This is a genomic window from Lawsonibacter sp. JLR.KK007, from assembly GCF_036941135.1.
Classification (GTDB): Bacteria; Bacillota; Clostridia; order Oscillospirales; family Oscillospiraceae; genus Lawsonibacter.
On sequence record NZ_JAYWSY010000003.1, the window covers coordinates 167,964 to 186,954 of the forward strand.

General features: G+C 54.3%; 24 protein-coding genes and 2 pseudogenes. All 26 read right to left on the reverse strand.

Features of this window, described 5'->3' with window-relative positions:
* Positions 1 to 2: 2 nt before the first annotated feature.
* Positions 3 to 800: an IS21-like element helper ATPase IstB gene (gene istB, locus VV088_RS19045; protein ID WP_334599536.1), complete on the reverse strand. Its 798-nt coding sequence runs from the start codon at positions 798 to 800 to the stop codon at positions 3 to 5.
* Positions 793 to 2,016, reverse strand: coding sequence for an IS21 family transposase (gene istA / locus VV088_RS19050; RefSeq protein ID WP_334599537.1), 1,224 nt, complete (start codon positions 2,014 to 2,016; stop codon positions 793 to 795). The genes istB (VV088_RS19045) and istA overlap by 8 nt, the downstream gene beginning before the upstream one ends.
* A 101-nt stretch (positions 2,017 to 2,117) precedes the next feature.
* Positions 2,118 to 3,278, reverse strand: coding sequence for a baseplate assembly protein (locus VV088_RS19055; protein ID WP_334602240.1), 1,161 nt, complete (start codon positions 3,276 to 3,278; stop codon positions 2,118 to 2,120).
* Entirely contained in the window at positions 3,275 to 3,601 is a 327-nt protein-coding gene (locus VV088_RS19060; protein ID WP_334602242.1) for a hypothetical protein, read from the reverse strand. Before VV088_RS19060 ends, VV088_RS19055 begins: the two co-directional genes overlap by 4 nt.
* Before the next feature lie 5 nt (positions 3,602 to 3,606).
* Complete coding sequence (locus tag VV088_RS19065; RefSeq protein ID WP_334602243.1) at positions 3,607 to 4,008, reverse strand: phage tail protein; 402 nt, start codon at positions 4,006 to 4,008, stop codon at positions 3,607 to 3,609.
* Positions 4,009 to 4,011: 3 nt separating this feature from the next.
* The gene (locus tag VV088_RS19070) at positions 4,012 to 4,374 is read right to left on the reverse strand and encodes a hypothetical protein (RefSeq protein WP_334602244.1); all 363 of its coding nucleotides are present in this window, start codon (positions 4,372 to 4,374) and stop codon (positions 4,012 to 4,014) included.
* Entirely contained in the window at positions 4,374 to 5,747 is a 1,374-nt protein-coding gene (locus VV088_RS19075) for a LysM peptidoglycan-binding domain-containing protein (RefSeq protein WP_334602245.1), read from the reverse strand. Before VV088_RS19075 ends, VV088_RS19070 begins: the two co-directional genes overlap by 1 nt.
* Entirely contained in the window at positions 5,744 to 5,959 is a 216-nt protein-coding gene (locus tag VV088_RS19080) for a tail protein X (protein ID WP_204789235.1), read from the reverse strand. The genes VV088_RS19075 and VV088_RS19080 overlap by 4 nt, the downstream gene beginning before the upstream one ends.
* Positions 5,952 to 9,308, reverse strand: a complete 3,357-nt coding sequence (locus tag VV088_RS19085; protein ID WP_334602246.1) for a phage tail tape measure protein — start codon at positions 9,306 to 9,308, stop codon at positions 5,952 to 5,954. The genes VV088_RS19080 and VV088_RS19085 overlap by 8 nt, the downstream gene beginning before the upstream one ends.
* A 185-nt stretch (positions 9,309 to 9,493) precedes the next feature.
* A complete protein-coding gene (locus tag VV088_RS19090) occupies positions 9,494 to 9,892 on the reverse strand; it encodes a phage tail assembly protein (RefSeq protein WP_334602248.1) in 399 nt (132 codons plus the stop codon).
* A 72-nt stretch (positions 9,893 to 9,964) separates the two neighbouring features.
* Complete coding sequence (locus tag VV088_RS19095; RefSeq protein WP_334602249.1) at positions 9,965 to 10,483, reverse strand: phage major tail tube protein; 519 nt, start codon at positions 10,481 to 10,483, stop codon at positions 9,965 to 9,967.
* A gap of 17 nt (positions 10,484 to 10,500) precedes the next feature.
* On the reverse strand, positions 10,501 to 11,934 hold the full coding sequence (locus tag VV088_RS19100; protein WP_334602250.1) for a phage tail sheath family protein: 1,434 nt from the start codon (positions 11,932 to 11,934) through the stop codon (positions 10,501 to 10,503).
* A gap of 3 nt (positions 11,935 to 11,937) precedes the next feature.
* Positions 11,938 to 12,090: a hypothetical protein gene (locus tag VV088_RS19105; protein WP_334602251.1), complete on the reverse strand. Its 153-nt coding sequence runs from the start codon at positions 12,088 to 12,090 to the stop codon at positions 11,938 to 11,940.
* A gap of 95 nt (positions 12,091 to 12,185) precedes the next feature.
* Positions 12,186 to 13,039, reverse strand: a pseudogene (istB, locus tag VV088_RS19110) (IS21-like element helper ATPase IstB).
* A complete protein-coding gene (locus VV088_RS22895; protein ID WP_442913114.1) occupies positions 13,032 to 13,664 on the reverse strand; it encodes a Mu transposase domain-containing protein in 633 nt (210 codons plus the stop codon). The pseudogene istB (VV088_RS19110) and the gene VV088_RS22895 overlap by 8 nt, the downstream one beginning before the upstream one ends.
* A 35-nt stretch (positions 13,665 to 13,699) precedes the next feature.
* Positions 13,700 to 14,065 carry a DDE-type integrase/transposase/recombinase gene (locus VV088_RS19120; RefSeq protein WP_334599652.1) on the reverse strand — a complete coding sequence of 122 codons (366 nt, stop codon included), beginning with the start codon at positions 14,063 to 14,065 and terminating at the stop codon, positions 13,700 to 13,702.
* 81 nt (positions 14,066 to 14,146) lie between these two features.
* Positions 14,147 to 14,296: a hypothetical protein gene (locus tag VV088_RS19125; protein ID WP_334602252.1), complete on the reverse strand. Its 150-nt coding sequence runs from the start codon at positions 14,294 to 14,296 to the stop codon at positions 14,147 to 14,149.
* Positions 14,296 to 14,598 carry a hypothetical protein gene (locus VV088_RS19130; protein ID WP_334602253.1) on the reverse strand — a complete coding sequence of 101 codons (303 nt, stop codon included), beginning with the start codon at positions 14,596 to 14,598 and terminating at the stop codon, positions 14,296 to 14,298. Before VV088_RS19130 ends, VV088_RS19125 begins: the two co-directional genes overlap by 1 nt.
* The gene (locus VV088_RS19135) at positions 14,595 to 14,894 is read right to left on the reverse strand and encodes a hypothetical protein (RefSeq protein ID WP_334602254.1); all 300 of its coding nucleotides are present in this window, start codon (positions 14,892 to 14,894) and stop codon (positions 14,595 to 14,597) included. The genes VV088_RS19130 and VV088_RS19135 overlap by 4 nt, the downstream gene beginning before the upstream one ends.
* 15 nt (positions 14,895 to 14,909) lie before the next feature.
* Positions 14,910 to 15,257, reverse strand: a complete 348-nt coding sequence (locus VV088_RS19140) for a hypothetical protein (protein WP_334602255.1) — start codon at positions 15,255 to 15,257, stop codon at positions 14,910 to 14,912.
* On the reverse strand, positions 15,254 to 15,442 hold the full coding sequence (locus VV088_RS19145) for a hypothetical protein (RefSeq protein WP_334602256.1): 189 nt from the start codon (positions 15,440 to 15,442) through the stop codon (positions 15,254 to 15,256). Before VV088_RS19145 ends, VV088_RS19140 begins: the two co-directional genes overlap by 4 nt.
* Positions 15,439 to 16,278 (reverse strand): Holliday junction resolvase RecU, encoded by an 840-nt coding sequence (locus tag VV088_RS19150; protein WP_334602259.1) that lies wholly within the window; start codon positions 16,276 to 16,278, stop codon positions 15,439 to 15,441. Before VV088_RS19150 ends, VV088_RS19145 begins: the two co-directional genes overlap by 4 nt.
* Positions 16,275 to 17,171 carry a DUF7768 domain-containing protein gene (locus VV088_RS19155; RefSeq protein WP_334602260.1) on the reverse strand — a complete coding sequence of 299 codons (897 nt, stop codon included), beginning with the start codon at positions 17,169 to 17,171 and terminating at the stop codon, positions 16,275 to 16,277. Before VV088_RS19155 ends, VV088_RS19150 begins: the two co-directional genes overlap by 4 nt.
* Before the next feature lie 17 nt (positions 17,172 to 17,188).
* A pseudogene (locus tag VV088_RS19160) lies at positions 17,189 to 17,609 on the reverse strand (DNA N-6-adenine-methyltransferase).
* A gap of 7 nt (positions 17,610 to 17,616) precedes the next feature.
* The gene (locus VV088_RS19170; RefSeq protein ID WP_334602262.1) at positions 17,617 to 18,498 is read right to left on the reverse strand and encodes a rolling circle replication-associated protein; all 882 of its coding nucleotides are present in this window, start codon (positions 18,496 to 18,498) and stop codon (positions 17,617 to 17,619) included.
* A 290-nt stretch (positions 18,499 to 18,788) separates the two neighbouring features.
* Positions 18,789 to 18,989, reverse strand: coding sequence for a hypothetical protein (locus VV088_RS19175; RefSeq protein WP_334602263.1), 201 nt, complete (start codon positions 18,987 to 18,989; stop codon positions 18,789 to 18,791).
* Positions 18,990 to 18,991: the final 2 nt, after the last annotated feature.

Consider the following 18,991-nt stretch of genomic DNA (forward strand, 5'->3'; position numbering starts at 1 on the left):
AATCAAGCGTTTCCTTGCTCAAAAAGAGTGTTCACGATTTGCTGCTTCTGGCGCATAAATTCCTTGCGTTCTTTCAGGCGGTAAGACTCGCCCTTGATGTTAATGACAGTGCAGTGATGCAGGACGCGGTCCAGGATGGCGGAGGCGATGGTGACGTCGGCAAAGACCTCGTTCCACTGGGAGAAGGTCTTGTTGGAGGTAAAGACGGTAGACGTTTTTTCATACCTTCTGGCAATCAGCTGGAAGAACAGGTTTGCGCCCTGGATGTCCATGGGGAGGTAGCCGATCTCGTCAATGATGAGCATCCTGTACTTGGCGAGAACCTTGAGCTTGTCTGGCAGACGGTTCTCAAAATGGGCCTTCTTGAGCTGCTCAATAAGCTGATGGCAGTTGATGTAGTAGGTGGAAAAGCGGTGCTGTGCCGCCACAAGGCCCAGAGCGGAGGCCAGATGGGTCTTGCCCACGCCGGGCGGGCCAAGGAAGACCACATTCTCCCCGTTTTCCAGGAAGCGCATGGTAGCTAACTCATCGATCTGGCGCTTGTCGATGGAGGGCTGGAAGGAGAAATCGAAATCGTCCAGGGTCTTCTTGATGGGAAAGCCGGACATCTGGATCTGCTTCTCATAGGCCCGTCTCCGTTTGGATTTGGCTTCTTCTGAAAAAATGTGATCCAAAACCTCCACAATGTTGAGGTTTTCAGCCACGGCCCGTTCCAGGTAGTTATCCAGAATCTCCAGGGTGTTTTTCATTTTCAGGGCTTCCAGGTTTTCCCTCAGCCTGTCCATAGTAAATTCAGTCATACAGCACCTCGTCATATCTGGACAAATCGGAGGGCTTCAAGGGGAAATCTATCACTTTGCCCTGTTCCAGCAGAACATTTTCTGCGTCCATCGTCTGCTTCAACGTAAGCCTTCGGTAATGCTGAGGATTGACAACCATGTCCTTCCTTTGATACGATATTCGGTGCAGAGCGATCTGCTTGCCTTCATAGTAGGCTGCCAGCATACTGTCGAGGGCTACGACTGCCACATCTTTGCCGATGTACTCCGCTGGCACGGAGTACTGATTGCCGGCGTACGAGATGAGGCAGTCTTTTTGTACCCGCCTCAGGTTGATTTTGTCGATGATGTACTCACGGGAGAGAGGGCTCAGGCCCTCTTTTTTCAGCCGCTCAAAGGGAATCTCGTTGGTGGTGGCGTGAACCTTGCCATTGACCTTGTTGCACCAGGCCAGGGCCTGTCCGTTCAGGTCTGCCAGGCTGTTGTACTTGATTCCGACCATGAAGTTGTCCCGCACAAACTGCACCGTCCGCTCCACTTTTCCTTTCGTCTGGCCACGGTAGGGCCGGCACAGAATGGGTTTGAATCCGTAGAATCCCGCAAAATCCTCAAACTGCCGGTTCAGTGTGGAGTCCTCCTGCTTCAAAAGCCGTTTGATCACTACCTGCTTCATATTGTCATATAGAATCTCCTCTGGGTATCCTCCAAAGTACCGGAATGCGTTCTGGTGGCACCGTATCAGTGTGTTTGTGCTCATATCCGTTACAAACTCGATGTACCGCATCCGCGAATACCCTAGAATCATGAGAAAGCAGTACAGTTTCTTCCACTTTCCATCCTCGTACACCAGGTGATCCTCGAAGAATCCCCAGTCCATCTGCCCCTGCTTCCCCGGCATCGTCTCAAACCGCACTGTTGCTTTCTCATTCAAGTCCATCTTCCGGCTGCTCACATACGCCTTGACGATGCTGTAGCCCCCGTCAAATCCCATCTCCCGCAGCTTCTCCAGGATCCGCAGCGCTGAATACGGCGCCTCCTCCAGCCACTCGTCCACGATCTGCTTGTACGGGTCCATCTTTGTTGGCTTGGGTTCGCTCAATGTGTACTCCGGCTTCTGCGGCGATTCCGCGTACCGCTTTGCTGTTCGTGGGTCCATGTGGTACTTCCGGCCCAGCTCCACATAGCTCAGCCCTTTTTGTCTGTCGCTTCGGATATCCATCCACTGTACTCCTTTCATTTCCTGACTCCCTTTCCGGGCTCTTTTTCGCCCTGATTGGGAGTCTATCTTTTTTCCTTCACCTCCGCCACAAAACTACATTTTTTCCTCGGCGTTTTCTTTCATTTTATCATTGGCGCTGACACATCTTCCGTGCCCCCGTTCAGCACCGTTTCCGCCCCTTCCAGCCGCGCAACGGACGTTCCGGGCACAACGGCAAATTCCGGCTGCCGGATCACGACCCTTTTGATCCCTGCGTCCATCAAAAGGCGGTGTAAATAGGACGGGTTAATATCCCGTCCCATTTTCCCGGTCTGCCACTTGACATACGCGGCCACAGCCTTTCTTGCGTCTTCCTCAATGATCGCGCTGCTGGTTTGGCTGTAGCTGGGAAGATATACGGTCACGTCAATGTGGAACGGGACTTCCTCCGGCTTCTTCACGATCACTTTGTCAGTCAGCGGCCTAACCTTGCTTGTGTTCAAAGCGTCCTGTATTTCCTGCATGGTTGCTTCTGTTGGCATTTCCCCGCCGTTGATCAGCACCCGTATGTCAACCACCCCCGGTTCCGGTGTCGTGGCCGAAACGTCCGTAATGGCCGTGGAAACGCTCTTGACGTGGTAACTGTAGCCCCCTTCCGGCCCCGCCGTGCTGAAACTTTCCATGCTTTCCCGCAAGCGCTCATAGTAGCTTTGATCGCTTTCCTTGTCCGCGCCGCCCGCCGTCCGCGTGATATTTTCCACCTTCCAAAAGAAGTCGTAAGTATCCATGATTTCTTTGATCTGCCCGGCGGCTATGTTGTTCCCCACAACGCCCGGCGTAAGACATTCACCCAGAATGTCCCCATAGGCATCCCCGGCGCGGATCTCCAATTCTTCCGTTGTGGAAAAGACGATTTCCCCGTCAAAGTTGATCCGCGTCCCCTGCGGCACGATCACGCTTTGTTCCTGCGGCTCCGAAATGTAGAAGCGGAAAAGGGCGGTTGCCCTTGCTTCCGGCAACCGGAACGTGTCTTTGAACAGTTCCCCCAGGCTGTCCAGGTATTTCCCGTTCGCATAGCGCGGCACGTTCTTTTTTGCGGTTTCGTTGATTATGATCCGCTGCTGAATAACAATGCTGGCGGCCCAGGCAATGAAAAGCCGTTCCGGGGAAGCCGGGTAAACCTTTTTCGTTTTCCCGGTCATTTCCTTGTACATCAATTCAAACAGCGCGATCATGCTGTTTTCTATGGTTTCCGTGTCGGTTTCCACAAATTCAATGTCCGGGTATTCCCGTCTGATCATCCCTTCTTCACCCCCACGATTTCCACCGTTATGTCCATCATCCCTTGAACGTTGCTTGCGTCAACCGTAATCTCCCCCAGGATCGCCCGTGGTTCGTACTGCTCAAACTGATCGTGAATGTTTGCCACAATCTCATTTGCCACCACGTTTACAGGGCGGTGTAAGCGGTCTGTATTCATGCCCAGCCCCCGGATCAGCGTTACAGACTTTAAGTAGCTGTCCAGAATGATTGCGCCGTTTATCAGCACTTCTTCTTCCACCGTCTGCGGGTCAAGGCAAATGTCTTCCAGGATCTTCCCGTTGTTCTTCAAAATCCACGACACGGCTTCTACCTCCTGGCGTATTCTTTCAGTGACAGCGTGGTATTCGCCGCCCAGCAGTTCCCCCGGTTGTCAAAGGTCTTCAATTCTGCGGACATTTTGGTAATAGCCCATTTATAATCACCGTAGACGTGGCCGCCCAGCACCAGCCGTTCTACCGTCCCGCTCCTGATCATAGCCCGCAACCGCTCCACTTCCTGTATCGGGTTCGTGCCCAGGAAGACAGAAAACTTAACGGGCAGGCTGATTGTTTCCAGGTCAGGCCCCAGAAATTCCAGAAGATCCGGCATCATATGCCGGTCGTGCGTGGCGTAGCTTGCGCCCACGTCCCATTGCAGTTTTTCAAACGTCCTTATGGTATTGCTGGACACGACAAAGGACAGCGAACCAAAACCGCCCAGCTTCCCCACAGCTTACACCTCCCCTACAACGTACCCGTCCCCGCTCCCGTCCGGGCGCATGATGCACAGCACCCACGCCCCCGGTTTTGGGTTCCAGTCCATTACATAGGCTTCATGCTGGTGTGGGCAATGGTCACACGCTATTTTTACCAGATCGTCTTCCTGATCCGGCGGCTGCTTGTTCGGCGCAATGTGGCGGGGCCGGGCAACAAATTTCAGTTCCGAACTTTTCAGCCCGTTTTTGTCCTCGAACTTTACGCGCCCCTTCCGCGTTGCCGCGTCAAAAGACTGCACCACGCCGATCCTGATTATCCGTTTCAGCGCGTCCAGTATATCTTTGTCCATTTGCAGGGAAGCGCCGTTTTGTCCCGCCATCAATACCCCTCCAATATCTGCACTAATTCAATGTCGGTTGTGTAGCCGCCCAATAGCTTGTGTTTTGCGCTCTTGATGCGGTATTTCCGGTCAAAGGACTGGAAGCCCCGCAGTTGAACCACCACGCCCGCCACAAGCTGAACGTCCCCAACCATAGAAAAGCTGGCCGTTATTTCCCCTTCGTTCTTTTCCCGCAAGCGCTTTTTTGCAATGCGCATGGCTTCCGCCGTGTCTGCAACCTTTTCATTGATTTCCAGCACTTGCCCCGTTCCCGCGCTGCTGTCCGGCGTGAACGTGTATTCTATCGTTTCTTTCTTTTCGGAATCGGAATAGCTGACATGACAGCTGGTGTATGCTGTATCCTTCATGTTCGTAGACAGCCGGAAAGAAAGAATATCGCTGCTTCCATAAGTAATGGTTTTAATCGGCGGTTTCCCGTCATAGTCCTGCTTGTCAAAGATAACCACGGCTAATTCCGTGATTTTCAACGCTTTCCCTTCCGCGTGGCAAAGCGTCTGTAAAAACCGTATGTCCGATTGCTGCACCTGTTCTTTTTTTGTGTACTGCGGATTTTCCTTGCTTTCATACAGCAGGGACAGGCCAGCTTCCCCGGCGATCTGTCCGGCGATCGCCTTTAGGGTTGTATTCTCCCAGTTGCGGCACTTCTTCTGCATCCGCAACGTGGACGTATACGGAATGGAAGTTCCGCTTAATGTGGTTTTCATCGGCGGCCCCGCAAGGCTGGCGCTGTCGATCTCAAACGTGCCGCAGTTCAGCACGCCGGAACGCCCGCTGCCGTTCCAGTCCAGTTGTGCAAGCTGTACCTGCACCATTTTAACGGACGTGGCCGCCGGGCCGCTCCCTGCGCCGTTTCCGCCGCCGCTGTCTGCGTTTCCGGCTCCACCCTGGGTATCTGTACCCCCCGCCGCCTGCACGGCCTGTACGGCTTCTGTAGGCGTTGCTGTGACTTGTCCCCCGGTTGTGATCTTGAACACTTGCCCAGGATAAATTAAATCCGGGTTCTTGATCCCGTTTTCCTGCACGATCTGCGTATACTTTGACGCGCTGCCCAGGTACTTTGCCGCTATGCCGGAAAGAGTATCCCCGCGCTGCACGATATAGTCAATGGTTTCTGTTGGCGCTATTTCCCGCTGTACCAGCTTCCCCGTTTCTGGCGGCGCAATCGTGGTTTTTACCTCCACCCATTGACTGTTCCCGCTGTTTACGGCGTTGTCGTAGGATAGCTGAAAATCGTCCGCCGCGTCTTCTTCGTTGTCCGTGTACGTTGCGGACAAAAGGCGGTTTGTCAGGTCTTCCGGCAACGCCCCGCCGATTGCCACAACGCGCAATTCAACCCGCCGCGCAATGCTCATTCGAGTATCCCCCTTTTCCACGGCGGCAACTGCACATCTACGGGATCTTCCGCCGCCGGGATGGTCAGAACCACCCCGGCGGGGAAGATAACAATAGCGGCATGATCGGCGTTTGCCTTAATCAGCTGATCCGTGTATAAGACGCTCCCCATTTGCTCATAGGCGATCTTGTCCCACATATCGCCTTGAATGGTTCTGTATGTCTTACTCATAAACCGCCCTTCTTTCGTCTTCCTCGTCCTGCCGCTGCATTTCTCGGATTTCCCGGATCAGTTTCTGGTTGTTTGCTTCCAGCTTCTGTTCCAGATCGTCCGGCTTGTCCCCATTCACAACGATCGTGGGGGAATTGTTTACAGTTATGTTTTGTGTACCGCCGCCGCGTCCGGGGTTCCGTGTGACTTCCGGCGCGGTCTTCACTTCTGCCACGGGGTTTCCCTCGTAGCCGCCCACCTGCACCGCCGCTGGCGCGGCCTTTACCGCTGCGGCGGCCCGGTTGCTGGTTTCCAGGATCTTTTGCGTCCGCTCCGCCGTGTATACGGTCATGCCGGGCGCGTTGGTGATCAGTTCCGGCCCCTTCTCGCCCGCTATAAAGGTGCTGGGCGTTCTGGCCGTGCCCCGTGCGAACGTGGGCAGTTGCGGGATATTCACGCCCTTGCCGCCGACAACTGGCACCCAATCCGGGATCTTGATGCTGTTAAGCCCCGCAATAGCGCCGTTGATAATTCCGATTATGTTGTTGATAACGCCCTTTACAATGCTTGTCAGGGCATCCCACGCGCCGGAAAATACGCTTTTTATCCCCTCCCAGGCTTGCCCCCAGTTACCGGAAAAAACGCCCGTGATAAACTGGATCAGACCGGACAGGACGGTTGCAAGGCCGTTCACAACGCCGCCTATGGTGTTGAACACGTTCTGGAAGATCGCCAGCACGGACGGCAACACGGCTTGAACCGTTGTGAAAATCTGCTGCAAGATCGGCTGTATGATATTCCAGATGGTTGTAAATACGGTTTGCACCACGGGAAGCACGGCGGACAGCACCGCCGTAATAGTAGCTGCCAGGAATTGAACGCCGCTGACGATTGCCGGAAGGACGGTTGAAACAATAAAGCTGAAAATCTGCTGGACAATCGGGAAAACGTTCGTTTGCACAAACGTTATGATCTCGCTGATAACGGGCATGATCCCGGCAATGAATCCGCCGATAACCGGAATAATTCCCGCTATAAAATTCGCTATGGCTTGCACGATCTGCATGATAACCGGGGCCGCCTGCTGTATACCGCCGACAATTCCCGGTATCACATCGGACACGATTACGCCCAGCACTTGTTCCGCCACTGGCACAACGTGTTCCGTGATGAAGCCCACCAGGCTCCCGATCGCGCTTCCTACGGTCTGGGCGGCCCTTATGAAGCCGTCAAAAACCGCCGTTCCCTTCGCACCGAAAATGCTTTCTATCTTCTGGCGGGCCGCGTCCATGTTGCCGCCGGAAAATACGTTCTTGATCGCGTCCCCAGCCGCCGTTACAGCCGCAACGATCTTGTCAAAGATTTCAAGGCCCTTGTCCCCGAAAATCCGGCCTACCGCTTCCCGTACCTTGTCAAAGTTCTTCCGCAGAAGCTGGACAACGGTAATAACCGCCGCAACCACGGCCACTATAGGCAGTATCTTCCCGGCTATTCCGCCCATTCCGCCCAGCAGGTTTTTTATGCCGCCCAGCGTTGTAAGTGATTTTCCCAGGTTTTTTAATCTGCCAATCAGTCCAATGCTCCCAGCTTGCAGGATCAGGAACTTGCTTCGTAGTGTTTCGAGTACAATCTTTGCTGTATTTACTCCCAGGCTCATTTCCTGGAAGCCCAGTTTTAGGCCCAGCCCGCCCAGCTTCAGCGCGGCCAGCGCTCCAACCACCTTTAGGACGGTTTGCACCAGCTGCGGGTTTGCCTGGGCAAATTCTGATACCTTCGTGACCACCCCGGCCACTTTGTCCGCCACGTTGCCTACGATCGGCAAAAGGTTCTGGCCCAGCACAATTTGCAGGTTGTTTATGCTGTTTTTGGCCTTTGCCATTTTGTTTTCCGTGGTGTCCGCCATAATGCCGAACGCGGTTTCCGTTGCGCCTACGCTGTTCAGCATACCTTCAACGCTTTCGTTGAAGCCGTCCACCCCGTTTGACAGGATGGACATAGCCGCTTTTCCGGCTTCCGCGCTGCCGAACATATCAGCTATGGTTTTCCCGCTCTTTTGTGCTTCCTTTTGGAGAACGTCCAGCACTTCCGCAAGGCTTGATCCGTTCGCCATCAGATCGGAAAAACCGCCGCCCGCAACCTTCCGCAGAATCTTGTCCGCCGTGCTTCCACTCTTGCCCAACTCATTCAGCATGGAGTTTGCATAGGTGGTTGTTTCGGCTGCGGCAATACCCTTGGAAGTCATTATGGCGTATGTAGCGCCCAGCTGTTCCAGCGAAACATTATAGGCGTTTGCCGTGGGGATAATCTTGCCCATGACGGACGATAATTCCCCCACGCTCACTTTGCCCTTGTTCTGGATCTGGATCAGCATATCGCTGACGTTCCCCACCTTGTCCGCGCTCATTCCGTAGGCATTTAGAATGGTGGTTAATACGTCAAGCGTTTGTGACGTTTCCGCAAATCCCGCTTTCGCCAGCTTCGTACTGTAGGAAACAAAGTTGACGGCATCCCCGGTTTGCTGTCCCGCCGAAATGGCGTTGTAAACGTCTTCCGCAAGGGCGCTGGCTGCCACGCCCGTTTTATTGGACAGGGCCATAACCTCTTGCGAAATTTTTTCAAGCGGAACCTGCGTGGTATCCGCTATAGTGTTCACCTTCGCCAGCGCCGCTTCGTATTTCTGGGCCGCCTGGACTGGCCCGGCGTAGATCGCCGCCGCAACTGCGGTATAGGCTCCAACTGTGCCCAGTATTTGCGTTTTGGTCGCAGAAATATTTTGCTTGATCTTTTCCTGCTGCTGGTTAAGGTTTTTTAAGCGCTCCTGGGATGCTTGCAAGCGCTCATAGGAATTTTTCAGCCGTTCGTTTGCGCGTTCCAGATCGTCCGTGTTCAATCCGGCTTCCCGCAACTCCTGGGCCAGTTCTTCAAGGGATCTTTGCTGTTCTTCGATTTTGGCAGTAGCTTGTTGTAACTGGTTTTGATTCGCTTTGTACTTCTCTTTTAGCCTGCTGTATTCCTTGCTGGTTTCGGAAAGTTCCTTCTGTAGCCGCTTGTATTCCTCTATGTTCCCTTCTGCTTCTGCGGTTTCCATGGCCCGTTGAAGATCGCGCTTCTTTTGGGCCGTCTGGGCCAGCTCGGATTGCAAGCGGTCATGCTCCGCCGTCAATCGCTGCAATTTCTGCTGGTTTTGCTGGATAGCGGCGTTTGCTTTGTTGTAGCCGTCTATCTTCGATTGCAGGGCGTTGACGTTTTTAACGCTGTCAGACAGCCGCTTTTGCGCCTGTACAGCGGCGTTGAAGGTGCTATGGAAATTTCCGCCCAGGGAAGCAGTCAGCTTGAACAGAAGTTCAAAGTTTTTTTGCGCCCCTGCCAATTACTTACCGCCCCCTCGCTTTTCCTTCCGGGCGGCCTTGTCTTCTTCTTCCACTTCGTTTATGCTTTCTATCCAGTTGAAAAATTCGTGGAGCGGCAAGGCCATCCACTTAAACGGATCGGCATACGTCAGCCGGGCCAGCCTGTACGACTGTTTGCGGAACCAATTTCCGGGATACGCAATTTTTAGTATCCCACAGCCACTAAAAAATCCCGTGCGGCGTTCTTGATCTTGAGATAATGCCGCAAGGGCAGGCGTGCGATTTCATCCGCGCCGATCCCGGACGCACGGGCCGCAATGCCGCACTGGAACGCGCTGGATACTGTAGCATCCAGCACAATAATGTTGCGCTGCTGCAATTCCAGTTCCACCGCTTCCACGTCTTCCCCGGTCAGGCGGTCGAAATAGAAGGTCAGGCTTTTGTACTGCGTCCCCGTGATCTCAATGGGCGGGTTGAAGGTGTGCGTATAGTTCATGCTGTGCGTGTCCTGGGGCGCTTCCGCCGCCGTAGTGGTATCCATACCCGCCGCTTCCGTTGTTTCCTGGGTCACTTTTTCCGCATTCATATTCTCGTTGCTTGCCATTGTCGTTTCCTCCATAAAATTAAATTTAGGCGGGCCAGCAGCACAACGCCGCTGGCCCGCTCTGTGTTCCTGTTACTTGCCCAGTGCCTTTCTTACTTCCGCCAGGTAGTCCACGCCGTTAATAAGGCAGATGAAGTTCACGGGGTCAATCTCCGTTTCCTTCTTCCCGTCCCTGTAAATGGCGTAGTAGTATACGGCGTGTTCGCCGCTTGCGTCCGCCGGGGAAGCCACCGCCGCTTTACCCACGGCCAGCTTTTTCGGCATCGTCCGCAGAATGTGCTTTAACGATTCCTGCTTGTGCTGCCCCTGGTTGCTGTTGTAGCCCTGCTGGGATACGCGGCAATCCAGGTTATGAATACGCGGCTCGTTCATCTTCACGGCGGCGGGCGTAACCGTGCGGAAGCTGAACTTTGCCGTCATGGCTTCCAGGTGTCCGATCACAACGGCTTCAATGTTTCCGCTCAATCCCGCGCCTTTGATTTCCTCCACCAGCCACGCCAGTTCCGGGAACTCCACTTCCGCGATCCCGATATAGTCCACCGCGTCTTCGTACACGGCAAAGTTGTTTACCAGCTGATCAACTTTCGGCATTGTCTATTCCTCCCTTCTTACGCCGCCGGGGACAGCAGCACTTGCAGGTAGGAAAGATCGTATTCCATTACCCAGTCAAGCTGCTGCAACGGGGACGGGGGCGTAACGTAAATATGGAACTTCACCCGGCCCGCCATCAGGTTTGTAAGGGCGTTTTCGCTTTCCAGCATTTCCACCCGGCCCCCCAGGATCTTTTCCTCGGCGGTCAGGCTGTTCAGCCAATAGTTTACGCCCTGCATGATCGCGTCCAGCAGGCGGCGCGTGATCCGGCGGTCAACATCGTTCCAGGAAGTCAGGATCACCGTTTTGGCAATGTACTTGAACATCCGGTTGATGCTGTAGAAGTAGTCAACCGGATCTGTGTTGGCCGGAAATGCGGAAGTGTAGTTGCCCCAGGACACAAAGCCGTTGTAGAAGTTGACACAGGTAATAATACCGTTGTCGTTCAGATAGTTTGCTTTCGGCACGTCCAGCCGGACTTCCTCACCGTTTGCCAGCACCATACTGTCAGCACGCAAAACCTTATTGGACGCGCTTTCGCAAGGCGTGCCGTCCCCGAACTCCCCGCTGTTGTCCGTCTTGGACATACTGCCCGCCAGCTGTACGGTATAGTCAAAGACGCGATCCCCCAGCTTCACTTTCGGCCAGCAGCACAGCTGGTTCACGTTGAAAATGTTCATACGCTTTTTCAGCGCCGGAACGTCCGTGTACCATGTCGCGCCCTTTTCGCTGTCGCTGGGCAGTTCGATCAGCGCTTCCGCTTCAAACACGCCGTTGATATTTTCCGCCTTTGCGGACATGACCGCCGCAACCTCATTGTCGTGTGACCAATTCGGACACACGATAATGTCAGGCGCAAGCGTGTACTTCGGAAAAACATCGTCGATCAGTTCCAGGCCCGTTGTCTTGTGCGTTGTTACGCTGTATCCGCCGATAATATCACTTTTCGTAACCATAGACGGATCAACCGCGTCATAGCTTACCTGCTGGGCCGTGGTGGTGTCGGTCAGGAACTCGATCACGCAATTATCATCCGTGTAAAACACGGTATAATCGGCATCCCGCTCCATCCCTTCCACTTCCACCGTGTCCGCCAGGGCTTCCAGCGGCAAAAGGATCTGGTTTTCCACAGGCTCCATGCTGTCCGCCGCAACCTTCGTTTTGTGCTTTGCGGGGTCAAGCACGTTCACCATGATAACCGGGGCCACGTTGTACAGCGTGAACGCCGTGTAAATCTCCATGCACAGCGGGTATTTCTCCCAATCGTCAGAATACCCCAGGAAACGCACGGCTTCTTCGTAGTCATTCGCCATAATGACTTCGTTGGTCTTCCCGCCCACCATATGCACGGGGGCCGCGCCCACCGCGAAATGCACGCCGGAAGCCACTTTAATAGGCGTGGAAACGCTTGTTTTCAGCTTCGATGCGTTTACGCCGTGTGTCAGCGCCATCTATTATCCCTCCAATCCTTCCGTTGCCGCCAGGGAAGCAATGTCCGCGTAGAACTTATGCAGGGCGTTCCCGCCCGCCGCAATCTTCTGCTTCGCTTCCGCCAGCTTCGACACGGGCACAAGCATATTTTTGACAAGCGGGTATCTTTTCAGCACTTCCGCCATTTCCGGGTGTCAACGCCGATTTGAAATTGTAAGAAAACGCCGAAGAAATTTTGTAGTTTTTCGGCGGAGGGGGGGGGGTAACAAAACTAAGCGTTTCCTTGTTCAAAAAGAGTGTTCACGATTTGCTGTTTCTGGCGCATAAATTCCTTGCGTTCCTTCAGGCGGTAAGACTCACCCTTGATGTTGATAACGGTGCAGTGATGCAGGACACGGTCCAGGATGGCGGAGGCGATGGTGACGTCGGCAAAGACCTCGTTCCACTGGGAGAAGGTCTTGTTGGAGGTAAAGACGGTAGACGTTTTTTCATACCTTCTGGCAATCAACTGGAAGAACAGGTTTGCGCCCTGGATGTCCATGGGGAGGTAGCCGATCTCGTCGATGATAAGCATCCTGTACTTGGCGAGAACCTTGAACTTGTCCGGCAGACGGTTCTCAAAATGGGCCTTCTTGAGCTGCTCAATAAGCTGATGGCAGTTGATGTAGTAGGTGGAAAAGCGATGCTGTGCCGCCACAAGGCCCAGGGCGGAGGCCAGATGGGTCTTGCCCACGCCGGGCGGGCCAAGGAAGACCACATTCTCCCCGTTTTCCAGGAAGCGCATGGTGGCCAGTTCATCGATTTGGCGTTTATCGATGGAGGGCTGGAAAGAGAAATCGAAGTCGTCCAGGGTCTTCTTAATGGGGAAGCCGGACATCTCCCCGCAAGGGGGACGCGATAGCTCTAAGCGGCAAAGCCGCTAAGAGCTATCCAGTGGATCTGCTTCTCATAGGCCCGTCTCCGCTTGGATTTGGCTTCTTCTGAGAAAATGTGATCCAAAACCTCCACAATGTTGAGCTTGTCCGCCACCGCCCGTTCCAGGTAGTTGTCCAGAATCTCCAGGGTGTTTTTCATTTTAAGGGCTTCCAGGTTTTCCCTCAGCCTGTCCATAGTAAATTCACTCATACAGCACCTCGTCATATCTGGACAAATCCGATGGCTTCAAGGGGAAATCTATCACTTTGCCCTGTTCCAGCAGAACATTTTCCGCATCTATTGTCTGTTTCAGCGTAAGCCTTCTATAATGCTGAGGATTGACAACCATGTCCTTCCTTTGGTACGATATTCGGTGCAGAGCGATCTGCTTCCCCTCGTAATACGCAGCCAGCATACTGTCGAGGGCCACGACTGCAACATCTTTGCCGACATACTCCGCTGGCACGGAGTACTGATTTCCGGCATAGGAAATGAGGCAGTCTTTTTGTACCCGCCTAAGGTTGATCTTGTCGATGATGTACTCACGGGTAAGAGGGCTCAGTCTCTCTTTTTTCAGCCGCTCAAAGGGAATCTCGTTGGTGGTGGCGTGTACTTTCCCGTTCACCTTGTTGCACCAGGCCAGGGCCTGTCCGTTCAAGTCCGCCAGACTGTTGTACTGGATCCCCACCATAAAATTATCTCTGACAAACTGCACCGTCCGCTCTACTTTCCCCTTCGTCTGACCCCGATATGGCCGGCACAGAATTGGCTTGAACCCATAGAATCCCGCGAAGTCCTCAAACTGCCGGTTTAGCGTGGAGTCCTCCTGCTTCAAAAGCCGCTTGATGACTACCTGCTTTTGGATGGCTCTTAGCGGCTTTGCCGCTTAGAGCCATCGCATCCCCCTTGCGGGGACATATTGTCATACAGAATCTCCTCCGGGTAGCCTCCGAAATACCGAAACGCGTTCTGATGGCACCGAATCAGTGTATTTGTGCTCATATCTGTGACAAATTCGATGTACCGCATCCTTGAGTACCCCAGAATCATGAGAAAGCAGTACAGCTTCTTCCACTTTCCGTCCTCGTACACCAGGTGATCCTCGAAGAATCCCCAGTCCATCTGCCCTTGCTTTCCGGGCATCGTCTCAAACCGCACCGTTGCTTTCTCATTCAAATCCATCTTCCGGCTGCTCACATACGCCTTGACAATACTGTAACCTCCGTCAAACCCCATCTCCCGCTCCTGACTCCCTTTCCGGGCTCTTTTTCGCCCTGATTGGGAGTCTATCTTTTTTCCCTCCTCTCCGCCACAAAACTACATTTTTTCCTCGGCGTTTTCTTTCATTTTATCATTGGCGCTGACAACAGCACGCAACGTTCCGCCGCCACCGCGCTTCCCTCCTATCTTCCATTTCAGAACGTAAAGAAGCTGTTTTATGTACGGGTGTTTCTGTCTGTATCCCACTATTGCCAGCCCTCCAACTTCTCCACCCTCCGTTCCAGGTTGTGCGCCCGCTCGATCAGGTTGAAGACTTCCTGGGGAGTAAGCCCCGTTTCTTCGTACCTGTTCAGCTTCCGGGCGGCCTGCGTAACGGTTACACCCTTGCGCAAAACCGCCTTGCCGCTGGGCGCTGTCTCTGTCAGCGTGTAGGTTTTCTTTTTGGGCTGCGTTTTCGGTTCCCGTCCCGCTCCAACCTGCGGCATGGCCTTTTTCATGTAGCCATAGCCCGGCACGTTGTCTTTCATGATGCGGTCAAACTGCTTCACGGGGTTTCCCTCCCTTCCTGCGGCTCCACGTCCGCCCCGCACCTGATCGCCAGCCGCCGCAGTTTGCTTTCCCGGTACGCCGCCACGGCTTCCGCGCAACCGTGAAGCACCTTCATTTGTTCCGGCATGATTTCCACGTCCGCAATTTCTTCCGCGATCTGTTCCCGGTTGTCCTTCCCTCTCGCGGCCTTGCACAGTTCCTTTTGCAGTTCCGCCATTTCCTCAAACACCATAAGCGTTTGTGCGTCCGCGCCCCAGGCGGCCAGGGCGGCCCGGTAAATGCGCTGTTCATCCATTTTCCCGCGCTCCTTTCAGTTGTCCACATAGAGGATAATACACGGCTTCCAATACGGTTCATATTCCGCCATCCGGGCTTTGATATATTCCGCAAATTCTTCATCCGTCCCGGTAAAGTCGCATTTATCCTCCATTTCCTCTTGAAAATCGTCCCGATCTGTGAAGCACCGTTCATCATTCACCGTCTGTTCACAGTCCAGAAATTCCCCGATCGCCGCTTTCACGCTGCTACAGGACATATAGCCCCATTCGCCGTTATTGCTGTCTTCCCCAGCGAACACAAGCAGCGGCAATTCCGGGTTTTGCAGGATCAGTTCCCGCAGTTCGTCCGTTGCGTGAAGCAATCCGGTTTCCAGTTTCACCGTTTCCACCAGCCTTTCTTGATCCCGATATTGACGTACACGGCCCACAGACAAAGGCCGATAAACCATTGCCATTCATGCCGGGCCGACAAATACCCTTTTCCGCCGCCCAGGGCCACGGTTTTTTCGTTCCAGCGCGTGCGCCCATATGTCAGGCGGAACGGCCCCCATGCCTTTGTTTTCATCCTCCCCACGCCCTTTCTACGAAATTCCGCGCAAATACCTCCGCCATATCGTCCATTGTCTGGCAGGCGGAATAATCAGCGCCGCCCAGCGCCGCTTCCAGCGTGGTTTTCAGAAAAGCCGCGTGCTTTTCTTCCGGCTCCCGGCGTATGATCTCAAACAGGCGGTTTGCCGTTACCACCCCCACAACCGTTTGCAGGGCCGTTTCCAGCCGTTCAATTTCTGCGGCTTCTCCCACCGCCCGTTCTACTTCCCGGCCTAAATCCTGTAACTGCTTTTCTATCACGGCTGCCGTTGTCGGTGTCCAGTCCGCCACGTCCGGGTGAAGCGGGTCAAGGAACATACACGCCCCGTTGAAGCGCACCCGGTACGGTTCCAGGTCTTCCGCTGTCATGAACTTGCGCCCATAGATTTCCTGCATGGAGCGCCAGACAGGCCAGGGGATAAAGGCGTACACATTCCCGATCCCGGCGCACACGCCCGCTTTCGCCCCGGCTTTCCAATGCTGTTCCAGGCTGTCCCACTGTTCCGCCGTCAGGACGGTTTGCGCCAGCTTGTCCGTGCTGGTGTACTTTGCTTCAAAGCAGATGGAGCGCCCGCCGGACAGCGTGCCCATGAAGTCCGGCTGTGCGTGGGCAATGAAGCGGCCCTTAAATATGCCCCGGTCTTTCTTTTCCAGCACCATAAACGGTTCCGGCATTTTCTCCACGTATGCGATCCCCTTCTGCTTGTAGACGGCGCACGCGGTCTTTATGAAGCCCTCAAAGAAATGCCCCTGGGCATTGTTCTTCTTGCCCTTCCAGCTGTCCAGCGCCTTTTTTCTCTGCTGTTCGTTCATGCCTGCGGCCCTCCTTTTTCATCGAACCAGGTTGCTTCCATGTCCGCAAGATGCAGATGCAGGGCAAGCGGGCATTTCTCCCACGCGCTGGACAGGCTGCGGCCCGCGCCCGCTCGACTGTCAAAGGCCCCCATATGCCAGGAAATGGCCGTGATTTCTTCATCCGTCAACGGCATATGCCGCAGAATCAGGATCACGGACTTTTCCCCGTGGCCGATCGGGAATTGCTCATTGTGGCGGTATCCGCCGCCGTCCTGCTTTTCGTACAGGTGAATTTTGCAAACGTCATGGAGAAGGGCGGCAATGGTCAGCGTGTCAATGTTGATCCCGGTGTTGCGCCTTACCAGCCTGTAATATACGTTCAGTGAATGTTCCAGCAGGCCCCCGGCATAGGCCCCGTGGTATTTTGTGCTGGCCGGGGCTGTGTAGAAGTCCGTGCTTTCCAGCCAATCCAGCAGGCTTTGCACGCCGTCCCGCTCCACAAAAGACAGTAGGTGTATAAATTCCTGCTTCAATTCCTCCACGCCGGGCCGCTTTTGCCCTTCGTAGACAAGATCAGCGTCTTTGCCGTTCAAGTCCATCCCGTCTTCAATCAGGAACGTTTTGCCCAGCCTGTGCGCCAGTCCGATTTCATAGCCCATCCCTTCCGAAATTCCAAAGCGTCCGCCGATCATAACGGCTTCACACTGGATCAGCAGGTGCATACCAGCTTCCATTCCCAGGGCGCGTTCCGCCCGGTCTTCATCGTCCAGGGCTTGCGTGATATACAGATGCGGCGTAATGGGCGCGTAGCCTTTCAGAACCGCCCGGCGCGTCAATTCCTGGGCATACGCCACGTTCCGGGCCGTGTCCCCCCGGTACGGGCTGCATATGTAGCACAGTTTTCCTTCCATTGGTTTACCCCTCACTTTCACATTTTCGGCCCCCGGAAGATCGCCAGCATGGACGGGAAGGGGGCCGGGTCTTTCCCGCCGCCGAACTTCAAGCGGCCTTTGATAAAGCGGATTTCCGCCCGGTTCATGATAAAGTCATGAAAATAGGTCGTATCCGTGCGGGCCGGGATCAGCAGCACCACGATCGTTCCATCCTTGCACCCTTCCCGGTAACACTTTTCAACCCACTTGTACAGCGCCCGGCCATACGGCGGGTTGCAAAATACCCTGTAGCCCCCCCCAGTCCTGGGCCAGCCCGTCTTCCGCTTCCGTGAAATACTTTTCGCACTTATGGTTTTCATCGTTGGCGCACGGGTCAAGCGTGAAATTAAATTCAGCGTCCAGGCTGTCAAAGAAGTCCTGCGGCGTGGCCCATACGCCCGTTGCGCTGCTGAACATTACTTCTTTATTCACGTTTCTTCCTCCCTTTCTTTGCGGCTTTCGACTTTTTCCCCGGCTTTTTCCACATTTTCAAGTAAATGTGCCAGCCCGTTTCCGTGTAGTATTCCGGCCTGATTTCCGCTATTGTGTAGCCTGGGAATTGTTTCTGGAAGAAGTCCCGGCCCTGATCCGTGGACTTTGCCAGGGCTTCAACTTTCTTCTTTGTGTGCTTATGGTCTGCGGGCGGCTGCTCCACGGGCCGTATAAGGTTCCTGGAACTGCTCCACCGCTTCTTCCCCCTGGGGTTCTTCATAACGTACTTGCACAGCGCTTCAATGCCGTTTTCGTTGGTCTGGATACGGTCAGCGTTCACGTATCCCAGGCGTTCCACCGTGTCCCCGTAGCCGTGATCTGCGTCATACTTCCGCCAGTTGATCCTCTCCGCCGTCCACATCATTTCCACTTCGTCTCGGTCAAGCCCGGCGTTCATAATGACATGGTGGTGTATGCGGACGGGGCTTCCCGCGTGGTCTGGATCGTCCTTTGCGTATCCGTATTCTGTGACAAGGATATATTTCAGCGGCGGAAGCCCTAACTTCTTCCTGCGGTACGCTACGCGGTTCAGATAGTTTCCGATCCGCCGCTCTGCTTCCTCCACCGTCTGGGGAAGGTGCTTTGCGCTGTATGTAAGTGTGACGTGAAGATCCCCGGCTCCGAAATTCCCGTTGCCCAGCTGCACAAGGTAACGTTTAGAGTTTTTTTCGTTCAAGTCCTTTTGCTTTGGTTCTGATACCCGTTGACGCTTCCGGCGCTTCCCTCTCACGGCCCGTTCCGCGCTGTCCGTGCGGGGGATAATGTCCACTTCCCTATAGCGCCCGCAGTCAACCTTCTTTTCCCTGTAAAACATGATCCGGCCCCTTCTGGCTGCACTGCCGCGCTGGCGGGCCTGGGGTCATACTTTCCCTTGATCCGCTATTCCCATATATTGACAGCTTCCAGGCTTTCCCCGGAAAGTTAATACCCCATACAAGCCCGTAACGCGGGCGCAAAACCCGCAGAAATAAAGGCGCTTTCCGCCCTTTTACGCTTGCTTTTGTGCCGTCAATGTGGTATAATTTTTCTTGCAGAATTGTCTTTATATCACATCTTTGGCACGGCTTTGACTATGGCGGCAACCATAGTCAAAGCCTTTTCCTTTTACCATTCTTCCGGCATTTCATATTCCGGCGGGAAGGTGCAACCGCCCAGCAGTCCGGTTTCTTCCAGATACGCGGTGCTGTCCGCGTTCATGCAGAAATAGATCGTCCGGCCCGCGCTGTCTTCCAGGCTTTTACACCAATCGCACCCGGCACAATGGCAGATAATGTTCCCTAAATAGTCCCGCTCCGGTTCTTCCACAT

What these genes read in the sequence shown, in the direction of transcription:
- istB (WP_334599536.1), bottom strand. Translation starts at nt 800, where the DNA reads ATGACTGAATTTACTATGGACAGGCTGAGGGAAAACCTGGAAGCCCTG.
- istA (WP_334599537.1), bottom strand. Translation starts at nt 2,016, where the DNA reads ATGAAAGGAGTACAGTGGATGGATATCCGAAGCGACAGACAAAAAGGG.
- VV088_RS19055 (WP_334602240.1), bottom strand. Translation starts at nt 3,278, where the DNA reads ATGATCAGACGGGAATACCCGGACATTGAATTTGTGGAAACCGACACG.
- VV088_RS19070 (WP_334602244.1), bottom strand. Translation starts at nt 4,374, where the DNA reads ATGGCGGGACAAAACGGCGCTTCCCTGCAAATGGACAAAGATATACTG.
- VV088_RS19075 (WP_334602245.1), bottom strand. Translation starts at nt 5,747, where the DNA reads ATGAGCATTGCGCGGCGGGTTGAATTGCGCGTTGTGGCAATCGGCGGG.
- VV088_RS19080 (WP_204789235.1), bottom strand. Translation starts at nt 5,959, where the DNA reads ATGAGTAAGACATACAGAACCATTCAAGGCGATATGTGGGACAAGATC.
- VV088_RS19090 (WP_334602248.1), bottom strand. Translation starts at nt 9,892, where the DNA reads ATGGCAAGCAACGAGAATATGAATGCGGAAAAAGTGACCCAGGAAACA.
- VV088_RS19095 (WP_334602249.1), bottom strand. Translation starts at nt 10,483, where the DNA reads ATGCCGAAAGTTGATCAGCTGGTAAACAACTTTGCCGTGTACGAAGAC.
- VV088_RS19100 (WP_334602250.1), bottom strand. Translation starts at nt 11,934, where the DNA reads ATGGCGCTGACACACGGCGTAAACGCATCGAAGCTGAAAACAAGCGTT.
- VV088_RS19120 (WP_334599652.1), bottom strand. Translation starts at nt 14,065, where the DNA reads ATGGGGTTTGACGGAGGTTACAGTATTGTCAAGGCGTATGTGAGCAGC.
- VV088_RS19135 (WP_334602254.1), bottom strand. Translation starts at nt 14,894, where the DNA reads ATGGATGAACAGCGCATTTACCGGGCCGCCCTGGCCGCCTGGGGCGCG.
- VV088_RS19145 (WP_334602256.1), bottom strand. Translation starts at nt 15,442, where the DNA reads ATGAAAACAAAGGCATGGGGGCCGTTCCGCCTGACATATGGGCGCACG.
- VV088_RS19150 (WP_334602259.1), bottom strand. Translation starts at nt 16,278, where the DNA reads ATGAACGAACAGCAGAGAAAAAAGGCGCTGGACAGCTGGAAGGGCAAG.
- VV088_RS19155 (WP_334602260.1), bottom strand. Translation starts at nt 17,171, where the DNA reads ATGGAAGGAAAACTGTGCTACATATGCAGCCCGTACCGGGGGGACACG.
- VV088_RS19170 (WP_334602262.1), bottom strand. Translation starts at nt 18,498, where the DNA reads ATGTTTTACAGGGAAAAGAAGGTTGACTGCGGGCGCTATAGGGAAGTG.